Origin of the sequence: Acinetobacter sp. YH12251, assembly GCF_013417465.1 — a bacterium.
GTDB lineage: Bacteria > Pseudomonadota > Gammaproteobacteria > Pseudomonadales > Moraxellaceae > Acinetobacter > Acinetobacter amyesii.
Map to the genome: position 1 here is coordinate 138,141 of NZ_VPDZ01000007.1, position 25,588 is coordinate 163,728.

The window sequence follows — 25,588 nt, forward strand, 5'->3', positions numbered from 1 at the left end:
ATATTTATAATCTCAATTAAACATAAAAAAACAATACATTTTATCAATATTTAAATAAAACATAGTCTTAATTAATACTTGTTATATCATTACATTAAATAGGACTATCACAATATGATTATTTATCGTGATTTACAATTACACAAAGATGTAAGAAAAAATAAGAATCATTATTATTCGCATACAAATTCACTATTCCAAAACGGGTTCGAAATGGCCTTCATTAAAACACGTAAGAAAATTGTTTCTTCAGCAATTGCTTCTTCACTTTCTGTTATTGCTGTTAATGCAATCGCACAAGAGCAAGTTACTCAACTTCCAACGATTAACCAAGAAGTTGCTGCTGAAAAAGCACCAAGCTTAAAAGTTGATAAATCTACGAATGCTAAATTTGTTGCTCCCCTTCTTGATACACCAAAATCAGTATCAGTGATTTCTAAGCAACTGATTGAAGACACGCAAGTCACAACTTTAAGTGATGCTTTACGTACAGTACCTGGAATTACCCTCGGTGCTGGTGAAGGTGGCAATCCAAATGGCGACCGTCCATTTATTCGTGGTTATAACTCTGAAAGCTCAATGTATGTTGACGGTGTACGTAACTCAACTTCTCAAAACCGTGAGATGTTTGCTGTAGAGCAAGTAGAAGTTACCAAAGGTTCAGCTTCTGCTATGGGTGGTGCAGGTACTTCTGGCGGCAGTATCAACATGATTTCGAAAGTTGCGAAAAAAGGTGACTTTTTAGAAGGTTCAGTTGCTGGTGGAACAGATGCTTATGCACGTGTGACGCTTGATGGCAACAAAGATTTTGGCAATGGGATTGCTGCACGTGTTGCCGTTATGGGCCACATGAATGAGAAAGCTGGTCAAGCTGATGGTGCTGAATACAAACGTGCTGGTATTGCCCCTAGTATTACTTTCGGCTTAGACACACCTACTCGTGCAACTGTTGGCTATTACTATCTAAAATCGGATGATACACCTGATTCTGGTGTGCCATATAACAATCCATTTGGCGCACCTAAAACTGGTGAAATGGACTACCGCCCATTAAACGGTAACGGTAAGCCAATAGATGTAAAACAAGGTATGTATTACGGCTGGAAAGATCGTGATTTCCAAAAACAAGAAAATCACATTGGTACTATCAAGCTAGAACATGACTTAACTGACGATTTGACATTGACCAATACTGCAGTTTATAGCAAATCTAAAAATGATTACCTTTGGACGAACCCTGATGACTCAAAAGGTAATTTTTTTGATAAATCAACCGGTCAATTAACGGGAAATGTATGGGCACGTGCAAATTCACGAATTGCGGATACAGATGGCTTTACCGATCAACTTTCTTTAGCAGGTAAGTTCAACACTGGCTTTTTAAAACACCGTTTTAACTTAGGTGCTGAATATTCAGATCAAGAAACGGATCGTACTCAATATATTATTGATGGTAAAAATTCGACCGGCTCTGCACATCAATCTTGTCCGGCAGATTCGATCGCAAATGGTTGGTGTACATCAGTGCAAAACCCTGACCGTGGTAATTGGACAGGCTCTTTAAGTACTGCTGGCGCAGATCTTTATAATATCGAAACTAAAAATACTTCAGTATATTTCCTTGATAGCATTGAATTACACCCACAATGGATCTTAGATTTGGGTGTACGTTGGGATGATTACTCAACAGAGCAAACGATGACTTATGGTGCGCTCAACAGCAATGTGACCTCAAATCCTGCTAAAGCTCAAGCTGGCGATAAAGTATCAATCAAAAATGAAAAAGACTTTATTAACTGGCAAGCTGGTTTAACGTTTAAACCAACTGAAAATAGCAGCATCTATGCAAGCTATGCGACATCCTCAAATCCAGTCGGTGTTGATGGTGGGGATGGCTCAGAAGGTATTACTGCAGCAATCGAAAATCTTAAACCTGAAGAGGTTAAAACTTACGAGTTAGGAACGAAATGGGATGTATTAAACGACCGTTTAAATTTAACTGCTGCAATTTTCCGTACAGAAAAAACCAATACACGTGCAACAACAACAGAGGGTACTACAAGCAACATTGGTGAAACACGTGTTGATGGTATCGAACTTGGTGTTACTGGTAATGTAACTGATAAATGGGCTGTAATGGCAGGTTATACCTACTTAGACAGCGAATTAGTTGACGGTGGTTTCACGAAAGTCGGTGACGACTATGTTGCAAATCCAAGCAATGGTAACCAAGTTCAAAACGTTGCGAAAAACTCAGCAACACTTTGGACAACTTACCAAGTCCTTCCACAGTTCACAATTGGTGGTGGCGCTACCTACATGGATAAAGTATTTGGTAATGCTACCAATACGAAATGGGTTCCAAGCTACGTACGCTACGATGCCATGGCGCGTTATAATGTCAACAAAAATGTTGATTTACAACTTAACGTAAACAACCTTTCTGACAAACGTTATTTCACTAAAGCCTACACATCTCACTATGCCACTGAAGCAGAAGGCCGCAGCGCAGTTCTATCTGTTAACTTTAAATACTAAGAAGAAATAAATACCATAAATAATTTATGGTATTGACTCAAATAGCCTCGCTTCGAGGCTATTTTTGTATATGATCGAAACACAAACATTACATTTCAAAAGGTCAGACCGTGATTCACCATATTCCAAATGTATTGAGTAAAGAACAGGTCAACTACTTCCGCACAGAAATGCAAAAAGTAGAATGGATTAATGGTCAAAAAACTACGGGCTCACTGTCTAAAAATGTTAAAAATAACCAACAGCTAGATATAGACCATCCATTAACACAGCATTTAGGTGACATTATTCTGCATGAATTGTCACAACACACGCTTTTTACATCGGCAGCCCTACCCCTCAATATTTTGCCGCCCTATTTTAACCGCTATGAAAATGGTGAAACGTTTGGTTTCCATGTCGACAATGCCATTCGCTGGATGCCCGACAGCAATCAAAAAATTCGTACCGATTTGTCCTGCACGATTTTTCTAAGTGAACCCGAAGAATATGAAGGCGGTGAACTTGTGGTAGAAGACACCTATGGCTACCACGAAGTGAAATTGCCTGCCGGAGATTTGATTTTGTATCCATCTACCAGTGTGCATGAAGTTACTCCTGTGACTGCAGGCTGTCGTATTGCGTCATTTTTTTGGTTGCAAAGCATGATCCGTGAAGATGCTGAGCGTCACATGTTATTTAATCTCGATCAAAGCATTCAAAATTTGCGTATGCAATTGGGTGATGCACATAGTGAAGTCGTCAAGTTGACTAGTCTGTATCACAACCTTATCCGCAAATGGGCCGAAATTTAAAGCTTAAGGTCAATAGACATGGACAAACTGACAATGACTGATCACAACATTTTAGCGCCACTCACTCAGATTCCAGCTCATTTACAAACCATTGCAGATTACGAAAAACAGGCTGAACTGCACCTTTCTCATATGGTGTGGCAATATCTTCAAGGTGGTTCTATGGATGAACACAGTGTACGTGGCAATTTGTCTCAGTTTAAACAGATACAACTGCTACCACGTATGCTGAAAGATCTAACCCAAGGTCATACTCAAATCGAAATCTTAGGGCAACGTTTCCCGCATCCAATTTTTGTAGCGCCCATTGGTCATCAACAACAATTTCATCCTGATGCTGAAGCTGCAACAGCCCTCGCTGCCGAAGTCCTTGGCAGCAATATGATCCTCAGTACATTTACCAATACAGATATGCGTGAGTTAAAGCAGGACAATCCGTACAAATGGTTCCAATTGTATTGGCAAGGTGAGCGCGAAAAGTCATTATCACTGGTCAAGATGGCAGAAGAACATGCTTATACAGCAATTGTAGTAACCATTGATTCCCCGCATACAGGGATTCGTGACCGTGAACGTCGAGTGTTTTTTCATTTGCCTGAAGGCATGCAACATCCGCATACCCCTGCACATATCCCATTGCCTGAGCTCAATGATGGCGACCATCCCGTATTTAACGGTCTGATGAAAATCGCACCGACATGGGCCGATATCCTTTGGCTCAGTCAGAACACATCATTACCGATTATTTTAAAGGGCATTGTCAGTCCACATGATGCTGAACTTGCCCTGCAACACGGTGTACAAGGCATTATTGTGTCGAATCATGGTGGTCGAGTACTGGATGGTTGCATTTCCCCTCTCACCGCTTTAGAACTGATTAAAAAAGTTGTGCCTACGGATTTTCCAGTTTTATATGATGGTGGTATTCGTCGAGGTTCAGATGTGTTTAAAGCGATAGCCTTGGGTGCATCTGCCGTATTAGTTGGACGTCCTTGCATTTATGGTTTAGCGACTGCGGGGGCTTTAGGCGTTGCCCATGTACTCAAAATACTGAAAGAAGAATTTGAGATTACGATGGCATTGATGGGAACAGCCACCGTCGATGAGATCAATAAAGATTATATTTTTCAAAAAAGCTAATTTTATAGAAAAATATTTTCCAGTAATGGCATCTTGACGCAAAAATAGGAAATTATTTCCGGAATATATGGACTAATATTTAGTTATACATTTACGAGCTTACGGTAAAGCTAAGTCATGTGAATCTTTACAGATTTATTTCGACTTTCGACTAAAGACTCCGATATTAAACTTGTAAATTGCTAGAATAGACACAATCTATATAAGTAGTACCTTGCCGTTTATCCACGACATTTATCCACGGTGCTATAAGGAGTTTTCACATGATGTTGGCAGATCCAAGCAAAAAATACCGTCGCATGTACCAACGTGTAGACTTACCAGACCGTCAATGGCCAAATAACGAAATCAATAAAGCGCCGATCTGGATGAGTACCGACCTTCGTGACGGTAACCAAGCGATCTTCGAGCCAATGAACATTGAACAAAAGTTTAAAATGTTCCAAATGCTTGTGAAAATTGGTTTCAAACACATTGAAATCGGCTTCCCTTCTGCATCACAAATCGACTTTGATTTCACGCGTTTGTTGATCGAAGGCGGTCATATTCCTGATGATGTGTACATCGAAGTTTTGGTTCAAGCACGTGATCATTTGATTCAACGTACATTTGAATCTTTACAAGGTGCAAAACGTGCCATCGTGCATATCTACAACTCAAACTCTCCAACCTTCCGCAATAAAGTGTTGAATGTTGATGTTGCTGGTGCAAAACAATTAGCGATTAATGCCGCAACGAAAGTCAAAGAATACGCTGCAAAACAGCCTGAAACTGAATTTGTATTCCAATACAGTCCAGAGTGTTTTACTGCAACAGAATTAGAAGTTGCTAAAGATGTCTGTGATGCGGTCACTGAAATTTGGGAAGCATCTCCAGAGAACAAAGTGATTTTAAACTTGCCTGCAACGGTTGAAGTTTCAGGTCCAAACGTCTATGCCGACCAAGTGGAATGGATGCACCGTAATATTGAGCGCCGTGACGGTGTGATCATTTCTGTACACTGTCATAACGACCGTGGCTGTGGTATTGCCGCTTCTGAGTTGGCGATCATGGCTGGTGCTGACCGCGTCGAAGGTTGTGTGTTTGGTAATGGTGAACGTACAGGTAACGTGGACGTTGCAGCGATTGCATTGAACATGTATACCCAAGGTGTTGCGCCAAACTTAGATTTCTCAAACATTAATGAAATCATTTCAATCATTGAAGAATGCACAGGCTTGCCGGTACACCCTCGTCATCCGTATGCTGGTGATTTGGTCTTCACCGCGTTCTCTGGTTCACACCAAGATGCCATTAAAAAAGGTTTCGAGTTCCAAAAGAACGAAGAAATGTGGGATATGCCTTATTTGCCAATCGACCCGAAAGATTTGGGCCGCGACTATGATGCCGTGATTCGTGTCAACTCACAGTCTGGTAAAGGCGGTATTGCGTACTTGTTAGAATCAAATTACAACGTGGTGTTGCCTCGCCGTATTCAAATTGAATTCTCGCAAATCGTACAGCAAAAAACAGATGAAGACGGTACCGAGATTTCTGCGCAAGCAATCTGGTCATTATTTAAAGACACCTATGTTGCTGCCAAAGATACGCATTATGCTGCGAAAAACTACCGCTTACATGATGAAAATGGCAAACAAGTCATTGAGCTTGATGTCGAAGTGAACGGTGAGATTCAGCAATTACGTGGTGAAGGCAACGGCCCAATCTCTGCTATCTTAAATGCCTTGCAGTTACCGATTGATGTCTTGAACTATGAAGAACGTAGCATCAGTTCAGGCGCACATGCTAAAGCCTTGGCATTAATTGAACTTCAAGTGAAAGGTACAGGTAAGTCTGCATTCGGCGCAGGTGTGCATGACAATATCGTGACCGCATCTATTGAGGCGATTATTGCCAGCACTAACCGTTTAATTGAACAAGGTGTTTTAAGTACTGAACAAGTGATTGCTGCTGCAGTCTAATTCAATGCTTTAAATATCAAATAGCAATAAAATGACTTTTGAAGGATACCCTCAAGTGGTATCCTTTTATTATTCATACTAAAGATTTAAGGCGAATTATTCCTGTGTCTTTTCCAGCTGACTCAGTGGGCTTAGTTACCCCACAAAAGTTTATTTTTGAAGAGCCGTTAGAGCTCGAATGCGATCGCATACTCCCTCGTTTTGAGCTCATGGTTGAAACTTATGGCGAACTGAATGCAGACAAATCCAATGCAATTTTGATTTGTCATGCACTGTCAGGCCATCACCATGCTGCAGGTTATCATCATGAAGATGACCGTAAGCCGGGTTGGTGGGACGCATGTATTGGACCAGGCAAAGCCATTGATACGTCAAAATTCTTTGTCGTAGCACTAAATAATATTGGCGGCTGTAGCGGTTCTACTGGACCGACCTCTCCAAACCCTGAAAATGACAATCGCCCTTATGGTCCTGATTTCCCATTAGTGACTGTACGTGACTGGGTCAAAACCCAAGCCATGTTGTCTGACCGTTTAGAGATTCAGCAGTGGTATGCGGTGATTGGCGGCTCTTTAGGCGGTATGCAAGCATTACAATGGTCTGTGGACTATCCAGATCGTTTACAAAAGTGCGTGATTATTGCCAGCACACCAAAACTGTCTGCGCAAAACATTGCCTTTAACGAAGTGGCACGTCAGTCGATTTTGTCTGACCCAGATTTCCATGATGGTCGATATTTAGAAAATGACAGTTATCCTAAGCGTGGTTTGATCTTGGCCCGTATGGTCGGTCATATCACTTACCTCTCTGAAGAAGCCATGAAACAAAAATTTGGCCGTGACTTAAAGTCAGGTAAATTTATGTATGGCTTTGACGTCGAATTCCAAGTCGAAAGTTATTTGCGTTATCAAGGTGAGCAATTTAGCCGTAACTTTGATGCCAATACCTATTTGATCATGACCAAGGCTTTAGATTATTTCGATCCATCACGTGAATATGAGCAATCATTAAAAACCGCGATGTCTAAAACCAAGTGTCAATTTTTAGTTGTTTCGTTTACAACGGACTGGCGTTTTGCCCCTGCTCGTTCGCAAGAAATTGTAGATGCATTAATTAGCAATCATAAGCCTGTGAGCTATGTGGATATTGATGCTGAACAAGGCCATGACTCTTTCTTGTTCCCGATTCCGTTATATGTGAAAAGCTTACGTGCATTCCTAGGCGGTGTAAAACACCTGCAAGAAACACCGAAGGAGACCAACTAATGCGTATTGATCATCAACTGGCTGAACGTTGGATTAAACCAGATTCAAGCGTACTCGATTTAGGGTGTGGTGACGGTGAACTGCTTGCACATATGAGCAAAAAGCACAATATTCGTGCATATGGCTTAGAAATTGATCAAGAAAAGATTGCAATTGCAGTCAGTCGCGGGTTAAATATCATCCAACAGGACTTGAACTTAGGTTTAAGTCGCTTTGCCGACCAGTCTTTTGACTATGTGGTTATGGCACAAGCCTTGCAAGCTGTAGATGCACCAGACGTTCTCTTAAGAGACATGGTGCGTGTGGGGAAACAGGCTATTATTACCTTTCCAAACTTTGCACATTGGAAGACTCGTTCTTTCCTTGCATTAAAAGGAATGATGCCCGTTTCAGACGCGTTACCCTATATGTGGTATAACACGCCCAATATTCATTTATGTACTTTCCGTGATTTTGAAGCGCTGTGTGCTGAAAATAACATCCGGATTATTAACCGACTTGCCGTGAATGGGGATCAACAAGACAGTTTACTCAGTAAACGTCTCCCAAATCTATTTGGTGAAGTCGCAATTTATCGAGTGAGCGCTCTATGAAAAAATTATTATTAAGCACGACGCTACTGATTGGACTTTTTAGCATACAAGCCCATGCGGATTATGTTGCTCCATCATCTTCAGTTTCTAGCCAAGCTGCTCAATATTCAATTATGGATATTCACAGCTTAAGTAAAGCTGCTAAAGCAGGTCAGCCCGGTGCTCAGTTTTACTTAGGCACTAAATATCAACAAGGTAAAGACGTTGCCAAAGATGAACGTCAAGCTTTTGCATGGTATAAGGCTGCTGCTGATCAAGGTTTATCTGCAGCACAGCTTAATGTAGGTCGTATGCTTGCAGATGGCATTGGGACTAAAAAAGATGAAGCGCTTGCTCGTCAATATTTCGAAAAAGCAGCCAGCCGTGGTGATAACCGCGCAAGCTTTAACTTAGCCATGATGGAAGAGCAAAAGAAAAACTACATGGGTGCATACCAATGGTATGAGCTTTCTACCCGTGATGGCATGCTCGACAACAAAGTGATTAGCTTGTCTGAAGGTAAGAAAACTGCTTTGGCAGCCAACTTAAGCCAAGACCAAATTCGTCAAGCACGTGACCGTGCAGACAAATGGATTCAAGCGCAATAAGTTTTTGAATCTTAAAAAGCGCCTTCGGGTGCTTTTTTATTGCCTGTCAACCACAGCATCTTGTTAAAATAGCCTCAAATCTTGTTTTATGGTGAATATTCACATGGCTTCAACTGATTGGTTATCTCAAGGCACTTTGGTGCTTGCAAGTAATAACAAAGGCAAAATTGCAGAATTTGAAAAAATGTTTGCCGAGCTTAATCTTCCTGTTGAAGTGATTCCACAAGGTCAATTAAACATTGAAGATGCCATCGAAGACGGTCTAAGCTTTGTTGAAAATGCCATTATCAAAGCGCGTCACGCATCGAAAATTTCAGGCAAGCCAGCCATTGCAGATGATTCTGGCATTTGCGTACCTGTGCTTGGTGGCGCACCAGGAATTTACTCTGCGCGCTATGCAGGTGAACATGGCAATGATGCCGCTAACAATGCCAAGTTGCTTGCTGACCTCAAACCACTCCGTAAAGAGGGTGAAGCCATCGAAGGGATGTTTGTATGTGTCTTGGCTTTGGTCCAACATGCAGAAGACCCACTCCCACAAATTTTCCAAGGGATTTGGCGCGGTGAAGTGATGGAAGCAGCACGTGGTGAAAATGGCTTTGGCTATGACCCACTGTTTTGGCTGCCTGAACTAAACGTTTCTAGCGCTGAATTATCAAAAGAAGAAAAAAATAAAATCAGCCATCGTGGTCAGGCGATGAAATTATTTAAAGCAAGTTTGAAATAATTTGAATTGGAGTTAATCTTAATGCCAAAGATTAACTCCAATCCCTGAATAAAAATAGAATAATTATGGCACTTCAACCGATACAGATCATATGCAACGCTTGCCATCACACTTCAACTGAAATCCCAACACGCTCATTTCTTGGTTTTCAAAAAATAAGCTGCCCTCATTGCCATGCGCAACTAACCTACCCGCTCACCTCAGGCTTTCGTACCACTTACGTTATTTTTGCAGTGGTGATCGTGCTGTCGATCATGCTTAATCTGTCGCAAGGTCAAATTGGATTTCCAGGCCTGATAGGTATCGCAATGATATACGCCCTCGTGCGTGATTGGCAGATTCGAAAACAGCTCAAGTAGTCGCCCTTTGCGGGCATCTATAATTCACTTTTCATTTTAAAGCGAAAAAAGATGCAAAATTAACCCATAAAAACTGACGACGATACAGCTCATAATCGTGCCTGAAGCAATATAACGTGCCGAAGTGCCTGTTCCTTGATAATGCGTTTCTAAAGCCACAATATTGGCTGCAGGGGGTAAGCAGAACAGCATGAACATCACCCCAATATATTTCTCGATCTGGGGAATCGGAAGAAAGGCATAACTCAAACTACAGATCACCGCGCCAACGGTGAGTTTCATCGCATAAATACAACTACTGTTCATCAGATCACGCCACTGTACCTTAGTTTGGCGCAGCCACATGCCTAAGACGCACATCCCTGTGAAACTCATTCCAATTTTTGCAGCCTGATAGAGCCAATCTAAGAGCTGATGTTCTTCTATATGCTGTAATCCAACTATTCGACAGACACCTGCAATCATCAAGGCAAATACAGGCGGTGACATCGCCACTTTTTGAATCACGCTCGACCATGGGAGTTGGGCTGAACTGACGGCTGTCACGGCCCACATATTGCCAAAGATAGAGCCACCGACATACAGAGCCACCATCGCTGCACTAATTTCAGGGCCAAACAGTGCTAATGCAAAAGGAAAACCCAGCCAAGCTAAGTTCAAATAACTGACACACAAGGCACGTAAACTATCTTTTAACAGCCAGCGAAATAAATAAAACATCAGCACGGCAACACTAAAGCTAAAAAGCATGAGTGCTAAACTTCCTGCTTGATAGAACACCATGTTGTAGATGATCACGGCTGGAATAAAACAGCGTGCAAGTAAGCTAGAGAAAATCGATTTGAGCGATGATGTTCCTGATAATGATGCCAATCCGAGGCCACTTAAAAAACCCAATATCGGAAGAAGAAACGCCACTACACCACCCTCACTGCTCAATCCATGCATAGTAACACTGAACATAAGCTTCGCGGCTGTCTTTAAACTGCAACATCTTGGTCACTTCACTGTCATCTACAACTGCTGAAATGTTGTGCAGACCAACAAGAGGATAACAAGATGGCTGGACTATCGATTTGGCATGTACTGATTTTTGCAATTGTGGTGATTTTACTCTTTGGTACATCAAAACTAAAAAACTTGGGCAAAGATGTCGGAGGCGCAGTCAAAGATTTCAAAAAATCGATGCGTGATGAAGACGCAGCAAATACACAGCTTAATGAGCCTCGCACGCTAGAGCATGAAGCTCAAAATAAAACCAATTCCTCAGTTCAAAGCTAAGGAGTTGTCATAATGCTTAATATTGGTATTAGCGAATTACTGGTGTTCAGCATTATTGCGCTGATCGTACTCGGCCCGGAAAAACTGCCTGAAGGTATCCGCTTTGCAGGTAAATGGTACGGGAAAGTTAAACGACTGATCAGTAACGTGCAAACAGATATTGATCGTGAGCTTCGCATGTCCGAACTTCGTGAAGAAATGCAAAAAGAAATGCAACGTATTCAACAGCTCGAAGCGCGTATGCAGGCTCAGATGAATGAATTGCAACAAACGCAACACCCCATAGAACAGACTGCGCAAAAACAACAAGAAGCAGTCCTACCTGACAATAAAAATTTATCCCCACGTTATCAGTACATCGAACGTGGTCAGAGCACGATATTTGCCGTGGTTACACCCCAAATGAAAATAAAGCACGAAATTAAAACAGATCAAGCTCCTGTATTAAGTTCGACCGATGCATTAGCAGAATATCAGGTGGCCGTATGACAGATCTTTCACTAAATAATTCACAGAACACTGTGCCTGATTTGGAAGAAATGCCGATCACCAAACATTTGGTGATTTTGCGTCGGCATTTGATCAAAATTACAGGGCTCATTTTGATTCTGTTCTTTTGTTTATTGCCCTTTGCCAATCAAAGCTATCAATTGATGTCAGAGCCTCTGCGTGCGCAGTTGCCGATGAACTCATCCATGATCGCAACGGATGTGACCGCCACCTTTATGGCGCCGTTTAAGCTAAATTTCTTTGTCGCGCTAATGCTCGCGATGCCCTTCGTGATTTATCAACTTTGGGCCTTCATCAAACCTGCACTGTATGAAAAAGAGCGGCATTTGGCGATGCCCTTATTATTCGGCAGCATCGTCCTCTTCTATGCCGGAATTGCATTTGCCTATTGGGTTGCCCTACCATCCATCCTGCATTTTTTTATGAGTGTTTCCCCTGAAACAGTCGCGCCAATGACGGATATCAATAGTTATTTAAGTTTCTGCTTAAAGCTTTTTTTGGTGTTTGGACTGACCTTTGAAATTCCAATCATCACGTTAATTTTGATTTTGATCGGGGTGGTATCTACTCAAACCTTGGTGGAGAAGCGTCGTTTTATTATCGTCGGCTGTTTTTTTGTCGCCATGTTTGCCACGCCACCCGATGCGCTTTCGATGATCATGCTGGCCATTCCCATGTGGATGCTCTTTGAGCTGGGTTTGTTCTTTGGCAAGCTGATTGAAAAACGACGTGCATCTGCACCTTAAACAAACTTAATTTTCGACAATTTTGGTGAGTTTTACACCTAAGAGGCTGAGATAGCCTCTTTTTTTTATGCACCCATTTAATGTTTTGCAATTTACATGCAGCGAAATCTAAACGCCTATTTCATCAGTTTGCAACATTAGCTTCAAAGCATTGTCATATTTTATCGATAGTTTTATGTGATCAACTTTTACCCAGCACACCTTTGCCAGGATTTAAATTCATGACAAACATGCCATATAACGAAGATCAAGAACTTGATAACAACACTTCGGATAACCTTCATTTTCGTGACATTTTAGAACAACGCATCAGCCGTCGTAGCTTGATTACCAAGACTGCGAGTGGTGCAGTCGCACTTGCATTGGTATCTTCATTAACGGGGTGTAATGATGACAATGACTCAGATTCAAATAGCAATACCAAACCACCAGTTACCGATCCAAATCAAAAACCGACCAAGTTCAATTTCACACCGGTGAAAAAAAATTTAGACGATATTGTGACTGTTCCTGAAGGCTATCAAGCGCATGTGCTATATGCGATGGGTGACTCGATTAACCCTGCATACCCAGCGTGGGATGATAACAATGTTCCTTCTGGCCCGAGCTTCCAATTCCGCTCTGGTGACTGCCATGACGGTATGAGCTTCTTTGGTTTAAATATCACCTCTGGACGTTATGATGCCAAACAGTCTGACCAAGGTTTGTTGGTGATGAACCATGAATACATCAATCCAACCTTCTTACACCCACAAGGCCCAACCAAAGTAGATGGCCGTCGCCCTGAAGATGAAGTCATCCGTGAAGTCAATGCACACGGTGTTTCTGTGATTCAAATTGAAAAAGACAGCAAGACTCAAGCCGTTAAACTGGTACAAAACTCTCCATTTAACCGTCGTATCACAGCATCGACCGTAATGGACTTTAAAGGCCCAGTTGCAGGCTCAAGCTTAGTTTGCACGAAATTTTCAACCAATGGCCAGCAAACCCGTGGTACACACAACAACTGCGGTAATGGCTATACCCCTTGGGGCACTTACCTGACAACAGAAGAAAACTTCATTGGTTACTTTGCTCGTGCAAAAGACGATGATGCCAAACGTAGTCCGGCTGAAATTGTGGCACTCAACCGTTATGGCCTAAAAGCGGGTGCGAACTCGCGCTATGGTTGGGAAACAGCGATTGGAAGTAATGAGTCTCAAGATTTATATGACCGTTGGTCAGCGAATGTTACCGGTACTCAGGCAGCGGAAGATTACCGTAATGGTCCAAACACCTTTGGTTGGATTGTCGAAATTGATCCATTTGACCGCCGTGAAAACCCAGTAAAACGTACTGCACTTGGTCGCTTTGCACATGAAGACTGCCGTGCAAGTCGCTTACGTGAAGATGACAACCTCGCGTTTTACATGGGCGATGATTCACGCGGTGAATACATCTATAAATTTGTATCCGACCAAAAATGGAATAAAAAAGATGTCAACGGTGGCTATGCCGCGGGCGACAAATACATGAACAACGGTAAGTTATACGTCGCCAAATTTAACAATGACGGCAAAGGTCAATGGATTGAATTGAGCTATAACGTCAATGGTTTAAACCAAAGCAACAGCGTGTATCCTTTTAGCTCACAAGCAGATGTTCTGACCTTCGCACGTCTTGCCGCAGATGCTGTCGGTGCTACCAAAATGGACCGTCCTGAATGGGTCGCTGTGCATCCAGACAATGGTGAAGTCTATGTGACCCTCACCAATAACTCGAACCGTGGTACGACGCATGCACTAGATGCTGCCAACCCTCGTAACTACACCGACCCTGAAGGTGGTAAAGGCAACGTCAACGGTCATATTATCCGTTTCCGTGAAGATGGGGATACAACCACAGCGCTCAGCTTTACTTGGGATATTTACCTGTTTGGTGCTGAAGCAAAAATGGCGAGCAACATTAACTTATCCGGTTTAAATGACAATAACGACTTGTCATCACCTGATGGGATGTGGTTCGACCCACGTGGTGTGTTATGGATTCAAACCGATGACGGTGCTTATACTGATACCACCAACTGTATGATGCTTGCTGCGCTTCCGGGTCAAGTCGGTGATGGTACAAAAGCCACGACATCATCGGGTCAAGAAACCATTGTGGGTGCAAAACTGAATGATGAAAACTTACGTCGCTTCCTGACTGGACCTAAAGAATGTGAAATCACAGGTGTGACGATGACACCTGACTACAAAGCGATTTTTATCAATGTGCAACATCCCGGTGAAGATTCAGCATCCTATGCTGAACCGACCAGCCACTGGCCGGCATCACAAACCAATGCTGCAGCGACCTCACGTCCTCGCTCAGCGACCGTTGTCATCACCCGTAAAGATGGTGGAGTGATTGCTGGTGAAGCGGTAGAACAAGCTCAGCCAACACAAAAAACCGCATAAAACACCTTTTAAAAAAAAGCCGACGAATCGTCGGCTTTTTTTATGGCTTTAAATGCACTTCTATCTGGGTGATCTGTCCTTGTTGCTCACCCTGCTGCTGTTTTTCTTGCCAATGCCACTGTGAATCCCGCATACACAACAAATTTGAACAGCGGGTGCCATACACTGGACTTTGAATAAAGGTTGAAGACAGCAAATGTTCCATCTCTGTCTGAATCCCAGTATTGGGTAGCAGCGCTGGAATGATTTTACGTTCATCTTCCAAAATATCCCACGCAGCGGCATCTATGTCCGCCTGTGGTTGCTGGCTTTGTAGCATCGGTAAAAATTCTTGCGTGAAACGTTTGCGTAAATGTCGGGTCTTTTCCCAATGTTCAGTCATTAAACCATTGGATGTGACATACACCCCTTTGGCTAAGACTTGTGGCGCTTCACCGCGATTACTCATATAAACGGCTTGAGTGGCATCGCCAACGAATAAATTAAAGCCAGCATAATTACATTGGATTTGTTCCAGTGCTTGCGCAAACCGAATGGGCGTTTGCTCAGATTCTAAAAATTGCTGAATCAAAGCGCCACGTGAAGTGGGATATGTGGTCTGATCACGACCATCACGAAAATTGGTCACAATCGCCCAACGCCCTTGAGCGGTTATCCCCATCCATGTTCCACCAGACTGTAAGTCCTGCCCTGCAATAATCGGACTATCTACCCATTGCTTTAGGCCTGCCGTCGGTCGATGATAAAACTCATCACGATTCGAAATCAGGCAGAGTGGCATGTCATCCAAGACCTGCCAAGCAAAAGCCACAATGCACATATTCAACTCTCAATATCTTTACACATTGAATGTACAACATTTTTCAGCACATTCAGCTAAAATCTGTGCAAAACATAATGACAAGGAACAGCAATGCTGACATATCCAAATATCGACCCTGTGGCGATATCACTGGGGCCACTACAAGTTCACTGGTATGGTCTGATGTATTTATTGGCCTTTTTATTTGCATGGGGCTTGGCAACCTACCGTGCAAAACAACGTGACGGCTGGAACGCAGAAATGGTCTCAGACCTGATTTTCTACGGTGCATTGGGTGTCGTGATTGGTGGACGCTTTGGCTATGTCTTCTTTTATGGTTTCGATCAGTTCCTTGCCAACCCATTGTGGCTATTCCAAGTTTGGACAGGCGGTATGAGCTTCCATGGCGGTTTCCTTGGGGTCATGATTGCCATGTTACTGTGGTGCAAGAAATATAAAATGACTTGGTTCCAGACCCTCGACTTTATCGCACCCTGCGTTCCAACAGGCTTAATGTTTGGTCGTATTGGGAACTTTATTGGTGGCGAGCTATATGGTCGTGCAGTGACTGACCCAAATTTTGCTTTCGGCATGATCTTCCCGACCGATCCACTTCAGTTGGTGCGCCATCCGTCGCAGCTCTATCAAGCCCTCTGTGAAGGTTTAATTCTGTTTATCGTGCTGTGGTGGTTTAGTTCAAAACCTCGTCCACGTTATGCCGTTTCAGCCTTGTTCCTCATCGGATATGGTATCGCACGCTTCACCGTTGAATTCTTCCGTGAGCCGGACAATGGTCAACTGTTCATTGGATGGATGAGTAAAGGTCAATTCCTGACGGTTCCGATGATTCTGATTGGCCTATGGATGATGTGGTATGCCTACCAGAAAAAAATCTATGACTGGGGTCCACAAAAGAATCATTAATATTTTCTAAATATCTTTAAGCAAGCGAGGTCCAAGCCTCGCTTTTTTATGCGCTGAAATTTATTCCTTCATACGCATTTACTCCACATGAAGTGACTGAATTAGACAACTGATCTGTGCTAAAGTTTATTCAGCTTATTTTTAAACTATCGATCCATGCTTGAATTTTGGTTTAACCCCAGCGTTTCTGTACTTAAAAAAATCTTTTTTTTTATTGCGATGGCCGTACTGACCGGTGTTCTGTATTGGATGGAACCCCTAACACTTCAAGCCATTCTAATGTTCATGGGTACAGGCGTCATTTTCCTGATTTGTCGTTATTGCAAGATTCATTTTGCAGCAAAAAATCCAACAGGTTTGCTCTATCGTTTATTGACCTGGATACCGATTGCACTGCTGTTAGCATTGGTTTTTATCAACATGAATAAGGGTGAAATTTTGATTCCGGGTGCTCAAGGCATTGGCTTTATGGCTTTGGCGATCTGCCTACTCTCCCCGATTTCTCTACTGAATAAAAACGAGAAAACTTCACCCCAAGGTAAAATTTAAATGCTGACGTTTTGGTACTCTGAGCGCTGTAACCGACAAATCAAGCTCATCATTTGTATTAGTACCTGCGTGCTTATTTTTCTATGCGCTGAACAAAAACAACTAGATCCCCGCTTTGCGGGCATAAGTTTAGCCATTGGTTTGATGATTGATCTGCTTTATAAGCTCAGACAAGACAAACTAAAAACACTGTCTCAGTCATTAAAATGCGGTTTGGCTGGTTTGCCAATTTTATGTTTAGTGTGCTTAATTTATTTTCTACCCAATGAGCAACGCTGGATTTTAGCGCTGCAATGTGTGGGCTTTGCTGCAATTGGATTATTTATCGTCTCGATCTACAGTCAGCGTGCAAAAAGGTTTGAAGACTAACCTTTTTTCACTGAAGGATTATCAATCTGCTAAGCGATAATAGCTATATTTCACATTTGGAGTTCGATAGACCGCATAACCCGCTTGACGATAATCAGACACCCAATCCTTACCTGAATATGCTGCGATATGACCATAACGGCTACTTTGATTGCGGTCGATAATATAAATATCGCCTTTCTTTGGTCGATCAAACGCTAAATTAATTTTTTGATAACCAATTTTTTGTAATGTGCTGCCCCAGTCTGCTGCGGCAACGGGGTGACCGTTAAAACGTGCCCCTGCGGACTCAAGTGCTAGACGAACACTGCGGGCACATTTCTGAGTACTGCTTTGGCGGGTAATGCCTTGTAAAAATCCAGTCAAACGATCGATATCGATACGCTGACCATTTCGGGATACCACATTTTTAGTCGCTGCTTTTTGAGTGGTATTGGACTTGCCCGTATTTTTACTCGCCTGAGAACGAATTATGATATTTGCCTGAACTGGAGCATGCACTTCACTCAAGTTTACATTGTGATCATAAGCCATTCTTTAACCCACACTCCCGCCTATATTTAGGCATTCAAAAATTTTAACGAGGGTGATAGTACCGCGTAAATCATGTTTTTTCATGTAAAAAATGTAAGATTTCTTAAACAAATCTTCACATTTAAATACGACCGTCTATTTTTAATTCAAATAGATTTATTTTTGATATCAAACTCTTAATCAAAAATAGCTGTTCAATATCACCTCTTCATAATGAGAAAAATCACGTTTATTTTTTAATCAAACTTATCTGTACTTTTTTCAACACTGCGAAAGAAGCATCTCTCAATATGTAAAAAATAGAGCTTCATTTTCTAAGCTCATGCTTGATTTAACAGACATATTGTCTCGTTAACACTTGATGTAGTTGTTATAAATAGACGTCTTCAGCTCAGGCAACTCAGCTCTTGTTGCCTGCAAAATTTGGTCATCACCCAATAAACACCGTATGTTTTTGATTTTTTAAACCTGACCATATTCAAGCACCCATCGCAGTTCCTTCCTCACGCAAAACAAGCTAATATGTGCTACAAGAAATTTAGCAAATTATGAGAGAGACATGCGCCAGTATTTAGACCTTTTACAACACATTCTCGACAACGGCGGCGACAAGGGCGACCGTACGGGTACGGGAACACGTTCTGTATTTGGTCATCAAATGCGCTTCGATCTTTCTCAAGGTTTCCCTTTACTCACCACCAAGAAAGTTCATTTCCGCTCTATCGTGATTGAACTGTTGTGGTTCCTTAAAGGCGATACCAATGTTCAATATTTGCAAGACAATAAAGTATCGATTTGGGATGAATGGTCTACCGCAGAACAAACTGCACGCTTTGGTCGTCCTGCCGGTGAATTAGGTCCTGTTTATGGTCATCAATGGCGTAATTTCGGTGCAACCAAAAAAGCCGATGGCCTATATGAACAAGATGGTTTCGACCAAATCAAATGGTTGGTCAATGAAATCAAAACCAATCCTAACTCTCGTCGTCTAATCGTGTCTGGTTGGAACCCAAATGAGGCAGGTAATGTTGCATTGCCACCATGCCATACCTTGTTTCAATTTTTTGTTCAAAACGGAAAATTATCTTGCCAATTATATCAACGTAGTGCTGACGTTTTCCTAGGTGTGCCGTTTAACATTGCCAGCTATGCCCTGTTAACACACATGATTGCACAAGTTTGTGGTCTTGGTGTGGGCGACTTCGTTTGGACCGGTGGGGATACACATTTGTATGCCAACCATTTCGAACAAGCGCAGTTGCAACTGACACGTGAACCAATGGGTCTGTGCCAATTAAAACTCAATCCTGAAATTACCGATCTTTTCGATTTTAAATTTGAAGATATTGAAATCGTAGGTTATGAATCACATCCTGCAATTAAAGCCCCTGTTGCGGTTTAATTTTTATATTAAATTTCAAATAGTTAAAACCAATATTAACAATTGATTTTACCTTAAAAAAGACAGAAGCTATTTAATTTAAGATTTTATAGTTACAATATCCAAATTCAGCTTTTTAATAAGCCGAATTTGGATATTGCTTTTTTTATGGTTTGGATTTTAACGTTATGACTTTCCAAAATTTAGAGGTTGTGCATGTTGTTGCAATGGATAACCAACGTTGTATTGGGAAAGATAACGATCTTCCTTGGCATATTTCTGCCGATTTAAAGCACTTTAAAGAAATCACTCAAGGTGGAGTGATTATATTAGGTCGTAAGAATTTTGACTCAATTGGTCGCCCACTTCCTAAGCGTGTCAATTGGGTTGTAACGCGTAATCTCGATTGGTCTTTTGAAGGTGTTAAAGTAGCTCATTCAATTGAAGAAGCCTTAAAAAACTCTATGGACGATGTTAAATCTTCAGAAAAGCCAAATACTATTTTTATTATTGGCGGTGGAGAAATTTTTCAACAAACCATTAATATCACCGATCGTCTAGAATTAACACACATCGATTTAAATGTTGATGGAGACATTTTCTATCCTGAAATTCCTGCGGACTTTCAAAAAGTGGCATCAGAACAACACATCGACGACAAAACTGGGATTGCTTTTGAGTTCGCAACTTACCGAAAATAAAGAAAAATCTTAAGCTAAAAGAAAAATATGCAACAGAGTGACCAACGAGCAATGTTCAAAAAAATAGGGCGAAGTATTCTTCATGCTCTATTTAGTGTGTTTGTCCTCTGTTCTTCGATTTGGCTCTGTGCCGCCCTGTGGATACAGCAACCGGCAGGCTGGTTAGGCAGCCGCATTATCATTGGGATCTGGATTGCTTTCGCCCTGAGCATTTTAGGCTTCTATATTACCCAACACTTTTTTAGCCGTCGTAAAGATGTCTTGATTTATATTGTGGGCTTTATCTGTGGTCTATTTTGGTATTTTGGCATGGAAGCACGCCAAGATCGTGAATGGAATCCTGAAGTAGCAGAAATTCTACATTATGAAAAGCAAGACAATCTCGTCACCTTGCACAATGTGCGTAATTTCGACTGGCATGCCGATGGCAGCTATACCCCGCGTTGGGAAACCCGCCAATATGACCTGAGTCAAATCAATGGCGTCAACATCATTACCTCGTATTGGATGGGGCCGCAAATTGCCCATACACTGGTCAGTTTTGATTTTGCTGACCGACCACCGCTGACATTTTCGATTGAAATTCGCAAAGAGAAAAACGAAGAATTCTCTGCGATTGGTGGTTTTTTCCGTAAATATGAACTGAGCCTTATTGCATCTGATGAAAAAGATATCATCTATACCCGCAGCAATACACGCGGAGAACAGGTTTATTTCTTCCCCGTAAACATGCCAAAATCTGAAATGCAGGCGCTGTTTATTGAATATCTACATAAAGCCGATGAACTGCAGACTCAGCCCAAATGGTACAACACGCTCACTAGTAATTGTACAACACTGGTTTTTGACATGATTCAAGCCGTTTCCAAACATCAACTTCCAACCGATTACCGCTTATTTGCATCCGGTTATTTGCCGAATTATTTATATGACCTCCATGCCATAGACCAAAATTGGGATATGAAAACATGGTATCAAAAAGCCCATGTTAACCCTCGTGTCTCTCAAATCAAGCAACTGAGCAGTGAACAATATTCCAAATTAATTCGACAAGGTTTGCCGCATTCACATTCAAATCCAAGCGCCAATCAATTGTAATTCTTAAATAATGATACAAATATGGCTAGCTTATCTGTGCGATATTTGCTTAGATAGTTGAAATGCTTCCACGGGGAAATTCCGATGCTAAAACAAATATTTGTTGCTGCAACTTTGGTTTCAACTTTAGTGGTGACAGGCTGTGAAAGCATGCCTGCACAAGACAACACCATAACTGAAAATTTAAACCTATTACAGAATCGTACTTGGATTGCCACTCAGATTGGCAACACTCCAATCAAAACAGCACCCAATGCGCATAATATTCCAAGCATTCAATTCGATGCGGCTTCAAAACGTGTCTCAGGTGCAGACGGCTGTAATCGTATAATGGGTGGCTATAATGCTGGCAAAGACACCATAACGTTTGGCCCGATTGTTGCGACACAAATGGCTTGTCTCAATAACAATGGGCTAGAGCGACAGTACCATGCAGCACTCGAAAAGGTAACGCATTATCAAGTTTTTGGAAAAACCTTGAAATTGCTAGACCGTCACGGCAATTTATTAATTCAATATGAAAGCGCTGTTCAACCGCGTTAAATCATTAAAAAAGTCTGCTTCGGCAGACTTTTTTATTCACTGTTCAGTCATGCCAGAGACATTTAATGCACATAAACTAGTGATTAGTATACAGACGTACATTGCAGTTTTTAGCTATAACCCCATATTAAACATCAGGGAACAAGATAGGATTTCACTATGCAACAAGCGGTATTTGGTGGTGGGTGCTTTTGGTGTGTAGAAGCAGTTTTTCTACAACTAAAGGGCGTGCAAACAGTCGTCAGTGGTTATGCAGGGGGAGTTACTCAGCATCCGAGCTATGAGCAAATCTGTGAGGGAAACACCCAACATGCAGAAGTCATTCAGATCAATTTTGATGACAGCCAAATCAGTTTTAGCCAATTGCTGGATGTATTTTTCGCAACTCACGATCCAACCACGCTGAACCGTCAAGGCAATGATGTCGGTACACAGTATCGCTCAGTGATTTTCTATCAGGACGAATCACAAAAGCAGCTGGCTGAACAACGTATTGAAGAATTAAAAGCTGAAGGCATCAATATTGTGACTGAACTGAGTCCAATGCCGACCTTCTACCCTGCCGAAGAATATCATCAGAACTTCTTTGCACGTAACCCAAACCAAGGTTATTGTAATTTTTCAATACCACCTAAACTCATGAAATTACGTAGCAAATTTCAAGACCTACTCAAATCTGAGTGATCTAATTAAACGGCATCTATTTTCAAAATAGAGACATAAAAAAAGCGACATTTCAGTCGCTTTTTTTAGTTATCTTTGCTCAGTGCTTAGTTATCACTGGCAAAGGCGATATCGCTGAGTCCGGCTCCACTCGCACGCGACATCACTTGTGCAACTGTGTCATAACGTGATTCTTTATCGGCTTTTAATACCAATGCAGGCTTACGTTCTTGCTGACCAGCTGTATTTAGACGACTTTCTAAATCTTCGAGCGTGACAATATCACCATTCCAAGCGATATCACCCGCTGAGTTAATGCTGATGGTGACGCTTTCAGTTGGCAGATCAATCACTTCTGCAGTCGTTTGTGGCAAGGTTAATGGAATTGATGGGTTGGCAACAGTCGCAGTCACCAAGAAGATGATCATCAATACCAACATAATATCGATGAGCGGAATGAGGTTCATCTCATTCATGCCAGCATCGTTGTCTTCACCCAATTGAAAAGCCATTAAGCTTGACCTCCAGCTAAACTTTGCTGTGCAGTTTTCACGTCTTCTTTCTTCGCTGCAGATTCTTGTTGCAACATAGTATCAATCAATAAACCATGCGCTTGATCTTGCAATTCATTCGACAGTGTACGGTTAAAACGAACACAAATGTTATAAGCCAATACCGCAGGAATCGCCACAGCCAAACCAAGACCGGTCATGATCAAAGCTTCACCGACTGGAGTTGCCACTTGCGCTAAACCCGCTTGACCGCTTTTACCCACTGCTACAAGGGCATGGAAAATACCCCATACTGTACCGAACAAACCTACGAACGGTGCAATTGAAGCAATCGTACCCAATACAGATACGCCTTTTTCAGCATTAGCTTTTTCTACCGAAATTTGACGTAGTAATGCTTGTTCAGCCACAGCCTTACGTTGTTCAAAAGCCAAAGGAGCAAATTTCGCTTTCAGTTTGCTTAGTGCATCTGCAAGGTGGTTATACGCCACTTGTTTGAGCTGACGTGTGCCCATAATACGAAGAACGAAGATCGTCCAAGTCGCAATCGACATTGCAAGTAACACGAAATACAGTGTTTTGCTGACTGCATCTGCATGTTGCCAATAAACTGAAAAGTTCATATTCGAACTCCTAATGGGTTAGCCGGAATCTTAATTAAGTTTAAAGTTAAATGGTTGATCAACTCGCGTCGGAGTTGCGACACCATTATCAATATATTTGGATAAACGCGCACGCTTCACTGCTGCAGTCACTTTACGGTTCACAGCAGCACCACAAGTCGAGTTTTTAATCGTTGCTGATTCGACTTTACCTTCAGCACTTGCAGCAATCGCAACTTCAACTGTACACGACGCTTTTAATTCACCATCTTCAAATTGAACATTCGGTTTCTTAATCCAACTGACACCATTACCAATGCTGACTGTTTTAGGTGTCGGTGGCGCAGGTGGTGCTGGAGGCGCAGGTGGTGGTGCAACAGGTGCCGGAGGTGTTGGTTCAACACGAACGACTTTCGTTTCAGAAACCACAGTTGAAACAACAGGTGTTGGTGGTACGTTTTTGACCGCTTCAACAGTTGGTTTCGGCGCATCTTTCTTTTTCACCTGTTCCACTTTTTCCACTTTCTTCGGTGGAGGTGGTAAAGGCTTATCTACAATTTTAACTTCTTTTGGCTTTGGTGGCTCTTTCTTCGGTTCTGGTTTTGGCTTCGGAGGTTCTGGTTTTTTCTCTTCAACAATCTTCACAAAGCGAACTTTAATCGGATCTTTTTCGATCGGTTTAAATTCTGGTGCTTTCATATTGCTGACCGCCCACAATACCCCCATATGCCCTACCACAACAGCGAGAAGCGCAGTAATGATTTTCTTTTTCATCGGGTTAGGTGATTGCATCATTGGAGCGGGAGATTGACTCATTAAACTCAGTTACCTTGAAGAAGCGATTGCATTTATTTTGTCAAAAATACAATCATGCTCATCGGTTAGCACAATTAAAGTACGGCAATAATAAATGAGAAGTGTTTTCATTTGCAACTATTAATTCGTCAGATTTAATGACTTTTTTTAATCATAATATAAAAAAGGCATACCTAAAGTATGCCCTTTTATTCAAAAATTCATCTCGTTTTATTGAAATACAACAGTTTTATTACCATCGACAATAATACGATCTTCAAGATGCCATTTGACTGCACGTGCGAGCACATTACGCTCTACGTCCTGACCTAACTCGCGCAATTGTTCAACGGTAAAGTCGTGACTTACACGCTCTACGTCTTGCTCAATAATCGGACCTTGGTCAAGATCAGCAGTTACATAGTGCGCTGTTGCACCAATCAGTTTCACGCCTTTTTCATGCGCTTGCTTATATGGGTTCGCACCAACAAAGGCTGGGAGGAATGAATGGTGAATGTTGATCACTTTCATTTCCCATTTTTGAACAAATTCTTCGTCTAAAATTTGCATATAACGAGCAAGAACGAGTAAATCATTGCCTTGCATCAACTGATCAATTTGCTCATAAGCTTCACGTTTGTTTTCTTTATTCACAGGAACAACTTCAAACGGAATACCGAAATTTTCTACAGATTCACGTAAAGCATCGTGGTTAGACACGACTTTGGTGATTTCACATGGCAAACCACCACGTGCATGACGCCACAACAGCTCAAGCAAAGCATGGTCAACTTTTGACACCAAGATACCGACTTTCTTCACATCACTGACTAAAGCTAAACGCCAGTGCATGTTGTAACGCTCAGCAACATTGCTCGCAAATGTTTGAGTTAGACTTTCTTTACGGCTTTGTAAATTGTCCAATTCGAACTCAACACGCATGAAGTATCGCCCCCCTTGAGCTTCAGTCGCGTATTGATCAAGTGCGGTAATATTTGCTCCCTGATGATACAAAAAGCTCGATACAGCTTGCACAATCCCTGGTTTATCTTCACAGGTAATGAGTAAGCGTGCTGTGTTAGCGGTCGACATATTCATGTTGGTTTATATCACTAATCAGTTAAATTGAAAAAAGAGCCGAGTATTCTAACGCTTTTTAAAGCCAGACTAAATAGT

The 25,588-nt window shown here is 41.9% G+C and carries 28 protein-coding genes; 21 read left to right on the top strand and 7 right to left on the bottom strand.

Features of this window, described 5'->3' with window-relative positions:
• Window positions 1-213 precede the first annotated feature (213 nt).
• The 9 genes from FTV27_RS07800 (at window position 214) to FTV27_RS07840 (ending at window position 9,964) form a co-directional block, all read left to right on the top strand.
• A complete protein-coding gene (locus FTV27_RS07800) occupies window positions 214-2,538 on the top strand; it encodes a TonB-dependent siderophore receptor (RefSeq protein ID WP_180077879.1) in 2,325 nt (774 codons plus the stop codon).
• A 110-nt stretch (window positions 2,539-2,648) separates the two neighbouring features.
• Entirely contained in the window at window positions 2,649-3,332 is a 684-nt protein-coding gene (locus FTV27_RS07805; RefSeq protein ID WP_180077881.1) for a Fe2+-dependent dioxygenase, read from the top strand.
• A 33-nt stretch (window positions 3,333-3,365) separates the two neighbouring features.
• Entirely contained in the window at window positions 3,366-4,472 is a 1,107-nt protein-coding gene (locus FTV27_RS07810; RefSeq protein WP_180077949.1) for an alpha-hydroxy acid oxidase, read from the top strand.
• A gap of 263 nt (window positions 4,473-4,735) precedes the next feature.
• On the top strand, window positions 4,736-6,433 hold the full coding sequence (gene leuA, locus FTV27_RS07815; protein WP_180021075.1) for a 2-isopropylmalate synthase: 1,698 nt from the start codon (window positions 4,736-4,738) through the stop codon (window positions 6,431-6,433).
• A gap of 104 nt (window positions 6,434-6,537) precedes the next feature.
• A complete protein-coding gene (locus tag FTV27_RS07820) occupies window positions 6,538-7,698 on the top strand; it encodes a homoserine O-acetyltransferase (protein ID WP_078192713.1) in 1,161 nt (386 codons plus the stop codon).
• Entirely contained in the window at window positions 7,698-8,291 is a 594-nt protein-coding gene (gene metW, locus FTV27_RS07825) for a methionine biosynthesis protein MetW (protein ID WP_067763682.1), read from the top strand. The genes FTV27_RS07820 and metW overlap by 1 nt, the downstream gene beginning before the upstream one ends.
• Window positions 8,288-8,878 carry a tetratricopeptide repeat protein gene (locus FTV27_RS07830; RefSeq protein ID WP_078189669.1) on the top strand — a complete coding sequence of 197 codons (591 nt, stop codon included), beginning with the start codon at window positions 8,288-8,290 and terminating at the stop codon, window positions 8,876-8,878. Before metW ends, FTV27_RS07830 begins: the two co-directional genes overlap by 4 nt.
• A 103-nt stretch (window positions 8,879-8,981) precedes the next feature.
• Window positions 8,982-9,605, top strand: a complete 624-nt coding sequence (gene rdgB, locus FTV27_RS07835) for an RdgB/HAM1 family non-canonical purine NTP pyrophosphatase (protein ID WP_078192870.1) — start codon at window positions 8,982-8,984, stop codon at window positions 9,603-9,605.
• A 65-nt stretch (window positions 9,606-9,670) separates the two neighbouring features.
• A complete protein-coding gene (locus FTV27_RS07840) occupies window positions 9,671-9,964 on the top strand; it encodes a hypothetical protein (RefSeq protein ID WP_180077883.1) in 294 nt (97 codons plus the stop codon).
• 36 nt (window positions 9,965-10,000) lie between these two features.
• On the opposite strand, the gene FTV27_RS07845 is transcribed toward FTV27_RS07840, so the two are convergent.
• Window positions 10,001-10,882 carry a permease gene (locus tag FTV27_RS07845; RefSeq protein ID WP_180077951.1) on the bottom strand — a complete coding sequence of 294 codons (882 nt, stop codon included), beginning with the start codon at window positions 10,880-10,882 and terminating at the stop codon, window positions 10,001-10,003.
• A 141-nt stretch (window positions 10,883-11,023) separates the two neighbouring features.
• On the opposite strand from FTV27_RS07845, the gene tatA reads away from it, so the two are divergent.
• From tatA to FTV27_RS07865, 4 genes are all read left to right on the top strand, one after another.
• Window positions 11,024-11,245 (top strand): Sec-independent protein translocase subunit TatA, encoded by a 222-nt coding sequence (tatA, locus tag FTV27_RS07850; protein ID WP_078189673.1) that lies wholly within the window; start codon window positions 11,024-11,026, stop codon window positions 11,243-11,245.
• A 12-nt stretch (window positions 11,246-11,257) separates the two neighbouring features.
• Window positions 11,258-11,734 carry a Sec-independent protein translocase protein TatB gene (gene tatB, locus FTV27_RS07855; protein WP_180040547.1) on the top strand — a complete coding sequence of 159 codons (477 nt, stop codon included), beginning with the start codon at window positions 11,258-11,260 and terminating at the stop codon, window positions 11,732-11,734.
• Window positions 11,731-12,501, top strand: coding sequence for a twin-arginine translocase subunit TatC (gene tatC, locus FTV27_RS07860; RefSeq protein ID WP_078192716.1), 771 nt, complete (start codon window positions 11,731-11,733; stop codon window positions 12,499-12,501). The genes tatB and tatC overlap by 4 nt, the downstream gene beginning before the upstream one ends.
• A 221-nt stretch (window positions 12,502-12,722) precedes the next feature.
• Window positions 12,723-14,939 carry a PhoX family phosphatase gene (locus FTV27_RS07865; RefSeq protein ID WP_180077885.1) on the top strand — a complete coding sequence of 739 codons (2,217 nt, stop codon included), beginning with the start codon at window positions 12,723-12,725 and terminating at the stop codon, window positions 14,937-14,939.
• A gap of 40 nt (window positions 14,940-14,979) precedes the next feature.
• On the opposite strand, the gene FTV27_RS07870 is transcribed toward FTV27_RS07865, so the two are convergent.
• Window positions 14,980-15,759 carry an NRDE family protein gene (locus FTV27_RS07870; RefSeq protein WP_078192717.1) on the bottom strand — a complete coding sequence of 260 codons (780 nt, stop codon included), beginning with the start codon at window positions 15,757-15,759 and terminating at the stop codon, window positions 14,980-14,982.
• Window positions 15,760-15,852: 93 nt separating this feature from the next.
• Between FTV27_RS07870 and lgt the strand changes: the two genes are divergently transcribed.
• The 3 genes from lgt to FTV27_RS07885 all read left to right on the top strand — a co-directional run bounded on the left by lgt (window position 15,853) and on the right by FTV27_RS07885 (window position 17,583).
• On the top strand, window positions 15,853-16,665 hold the full coding sequence (gene lgt / locus FTV27_RS07875; RefSeq protein ID WP_078189677.1) for a prolipoprotein diacylglyceryl transferase: 813 nt from the start codon (window positions 15,853-15,855) through the stop codon (window positions 16,663-16,665).
• A 156-nt stretch (window positions 16,666-16,821) separates the two neighbouring features.
• A complete protein-coding gene (locus FTV27_RS07880) occupies window positions 16,822-17,214 on the top strand; it encodes a hypothetical protein (RefSeq protein ID WP_180077887.1) in 393 nt (130 codons plus the stop codon).
• Window positions 17,215-17,583, top strand: coding sequence for a hypothetical protein (locus tag FTV27_RS07885; RefSeq protein WP_078192719.1), 369 nt, complete (start codon window positions 17,215-17,217; stop codon window positions 17,581-17,583). It begins immediately after the preceding gene.
• Between the two features lie 21 nt (window positions 17,584-17,604).
• On the opposite strand, the gene FTV27_RS07890 is transcribed toward FTV27_RS07885, so the two are convergent.
• The gene (locus FTV27_RS07890; protein WP_078189680.1) at window positions 17,605-18,117 is read right to left on the bottom strand and encodes a peptidoglycan amidohydrolase family protein; all 513 of its coding nucleotides are present in this window, start codon (window positions 18,115-18,117) and stop codon (window positions 17,605-17,607) included.
• Window positions 18,118-18,676: 559 nt separating this feature from the next.
• Here FTV27_RS07890 and thyA point away from each other — a divergent pair.
• The 5 genes from thyA (at window position 18,677) to msrA (ending at window position 22,524) form a co-directional block, all read left to right on the top strand.
• The gene (thyA, locus tag FTV27_RS07895) at window positions 18,677-19,519 is read left to right on the top strand and encodes a thymidylate synthase (RefSeq protein WP_078189681.1); all 843 of its coding nucleotides are present in this window, start codon (window positions 18,677-18,679) and stop codon (window positions 19,517-19,519) included.
• Between the two features lie 167 nt (window positions 19,520-19,686).
• Complete coding sequence (locus FTV27_RS07900) at window positions 19,687-20,199, top strand: dihydrofolate reductase (RefSeq protein ID WP_180004562.1); 513 nt, start codon at window positions 19,687-19,689, stop codon at window positions 20,197-20,199.
• 27 nt (window positions 20,200-20,226) lie between these two features.
• The gene (locus FTV27_RS07905; RefSeq protein ID WP_180077889.1) at window positions 20,227-21,297 is read left to right on the top strand and encodes a DUF4105 domain-containing protein; all 1,071 of its coding nucleotides are present in this window, start codon (window positions 20,227-20,229) and stop codon (window positions 21,295-21,297) included.
• Between the two features lie 84 nt (window positions 21,298-21,381).
• Complete coding sequence (locus FTV27_RS07910) at window positions 21,382-21,840, top strand: META domain-containing protein (protein ID WP_078192722.1); 459 nt, start codon at window positions 21,382-21,384, stop codon at window positions 21,838-21,840.
• Between the two features lie 159 nt (window positions 21,841-21,999).
• On the top strand, window positions 22,000-22,524 hold the full coding sequence (gene msrA, locus FTV27_RS07915) for a peptide-methionine (S)-S-oxide reductase MsrA (RefSeq protein WP_180024449.1): 525 nt from the start codon (window positions 22,000-22,002) through the stop codon (window positions 22,522-22,524).
• An 86-nt stretch (window positions 22,525-22,610) separates the two neighbouring features.
• Here msrA and FTV27_RS07920 read toward each other — a convergent pair whose 3' ends face one another.
• The 4 genes from FTV27_RS07920 to purU all read right to left on the bottom strand — a co-directional run bounded on the left by FTV27_RS07920 (window position 22,611) and on the right by purU (window position 25,510).
• Window positions 22,611-23,015: a biopolymer transporter ExbD gene (locus tag FTV27_RS07920; protein WP_078192724.1), complete on the bottom strand. Its 405-nt coding sequence runs from the start codon at window positions 23,013-23,015 to the stop codon at window positions 22,611-22,613.
• Window positions 23,015-23,638, bottom strand: a complete 624-nt coding sequence (locus FTV27_RS07925; RefSeq protein ID WP_078192725.1) for a MotA/TolQ/ExbB proton channel family protein — start codon at window positions 23,636-23,638, stop codon at window positions 23,015-23,017. Before FTV27_RS07925 ends, FTV27_RS07920 begins: the two co-directional genes overlap by 1 nt.
• Window positions 23,639-23,668: 30 nt before the next feature.
• A complete protein-coding gene (locus FTV27_RS07930) occupies window positions 23,669-24,433 on the bottom strand; it encodes a TonB family protein (RefSeq protein WP_180077891.1) in 765 nt (254 codons plus the stop codon).
• 210 nt (window positions 24,434-24,643) lie between these two features.
• Window positions 24,644-25,510, bottom strand: coding sequence for a formyltetrahydrofolate deformylase (purU, locus tag FTV27_RS07935; RefSeq protein WP_078192727.1), 867 nt, complete (start codon window positions 25,508-25,510; stop codon window positions 24,644-24,646).
• Between the last annotated feature and the right edge of the window lie 78 nt (window positions 25,511-25,588).

What these genes read in the sequence shown, in the direction of transcription:
- FTV27_RS07865 (WP_180077885.1), top strand. Translation starts at nt 12,723, where the DNA reads ATGACAAACATGCCATATAACGAAGATCAAGAACTTGATAACAACACT.
- tatC (WP_078192716.1), top strand. Translation starts at nt 11,731, where the DNA reads ATGACAGATCTTTCACTAAATAATTCACAGAACACTGTGCCTGATTTG.
- lgt (WP_078189677.1), top strand. Translation starts at nt 15,853, where the DNA reads ATGCTGACATATCCAAATATCGACCCTGTGGCGATATCACTGGGGCCA.
- FTV27_RS07800 (WP_180077879.1), top strand. Translation starts at nt 214, where the DNA reads ATGGCCTTCATTAAAACACGTAAGAAAATTGTTTCTTCAGCAATTGCT.
- rdgB (WP_078192870.1), top strand. Translation starts at nt 8,982, where the DNA reads ATGGCTTCAACTGATTGGTTATCTCAAGGCACTTTGGTGCTTGCAAGT.
- FTV27_RS07910 (WP_078192722.1), top strand. Translation starts at nt 21,382, where the DNA reads ATGCTAAAACAAATATTTGTTGCTGCAACTTTGGTTTCAACTTTAGTG.
- purU (WP_078192727.1), bottom strand. Translation starts at nt 25,510, where the DNA reads ATGAATATGTCGACCGCTAACACAGCACGCTTACTCATTACCTGTGAA.
- FTV27_RS07830 (WP_078189669.1), top strand. Translation starts at nt 8,288, where the DNA reads ATGAAAAAATTATTATTAAGCACGACGCTACTGATTGGACTTTTTAGC.
- tatB (WP_180040547.1), top strand. Translation starts at nt 11,258, where the DNA reads ATGCTTAATATTGGTATTAGCGAATTACTGGTGTTCAGCATTATTGCG.
- FTV27_RS07840 (WP_180077883.1), top strand. Translation starts at nt 9,671, where the DNA reads ATGGCACTTCAACCGATACAGATCATATGCAACGCTTGCCATCACACT.
- FTV27_RS07885 (WP_078192719.1), top strand. Translation starts at nt 17,215, where the DNA reads ATGCTGACGTTTTGGTACTCTGAGCGCTGTAACCGACAAATCAAGCTC.
- FTV27_RS07920 (WP_078192724.1), bottom strand. Translation starts at nt 23,015, where the DNA reads ATGGCTTTTCAATTGGGTGAAGACAACGATGCTGGCATGAATGAGATG.
- FTV27_RS07890 (WP_078189680.1), bottom strand. Translation starts at nt 18,117, where the DNA reads ATGGCTTATGATCACAATGTAAACTTGAGTGAAGTGCATGCTCCAGTT.
- FTV27_RS07925 (WP_078192725.1), bottom strand. Translation starts at nt 23,638, where the DNA reads ATGAACTTTTCAGTTTATTGGCAACATGCAGATGCAGTCAGCAAAACA.
- leuA (WP_180021075.1), top strand. Translation starts at nt 4,736, where the DNA reads ATGATGTTGGCAGATCCAAGCAAAAAATACCGTCGCATGTACCAACGT.
- FTV27_RS07880 (WP_180077887.1), top strand. Translation starts at nt 16,822, where the DNA reads ATGCTTGAATTTTGGTTTAACCCCAGCGTTTCTGTACTTAAAAAAATC.
- metW (WP_067763682.1), top strand. Translation starts at nt 7,698, where the DNA reads ATGCGTATTGATCATCAACTGGCTGAACGTTGGATTAAACCAGATTCA.
- msrA (WP_180024449.1), top strand. Translation starts at nt 22,000, where the DNA reads ATGCAACAAGCGGTATTTGGTGGTGGGTGCTTTTGGTGTGTAGAAGCA.
- FTV27_RS07900 (WP_180004562.1), top strand. Translation starts at nt 19,687, where the DNA reads ATGACTTTCCAAAATTTAGAGGTTGTGCATGTTGTTGCAATGGATAAC.
- FTV27_RS07905 (WP_180077889.1), top strand. Translation starts at nt 20,227, where the DNA reads ATGCAACAGAGTGACCAACGAGCAATGTTCAAAAAAATAGGGCGAAGT.
- thyA (WP_078189681.1), top strand. Translation starts at nt 18,677, where the DNA reads ATGCGCCAGTATTTAGACCTTTTACAACACATTCTCGACAACGGCGGC.
- FTV27_RS07810 (WP_180077949.1), top strand. Translation starts at nt 3,366, where the DNA reads ATGACTGATCACAACATTTTAGCGCCACTCACTCAGATTCCAGCTCAT.
- FTV27_RS07870 (WP_078192717.1), bottom strand. Translation starts at nt 15,759, where the DNA reads ATGTGCATTGTGGCTTTTGCTTGGCAGGTCTTGGATGACATGCCACTC.
- FTV27_RS07930 (WP_180077891.1), bottom strand. Translation starts at nt 24,433, where the DNA reads ATGAGTCAATCTCCCGCTCCAATGATGCAATCACCTAACCCGATGAAA.
- tatA (WP_078189673.1), top strand. Translation starts at nt 11,024, where the DNA reads ATGGCTGGACTATCGATTTGGCATGTACTGATTTTTGCAATTGTGGTG.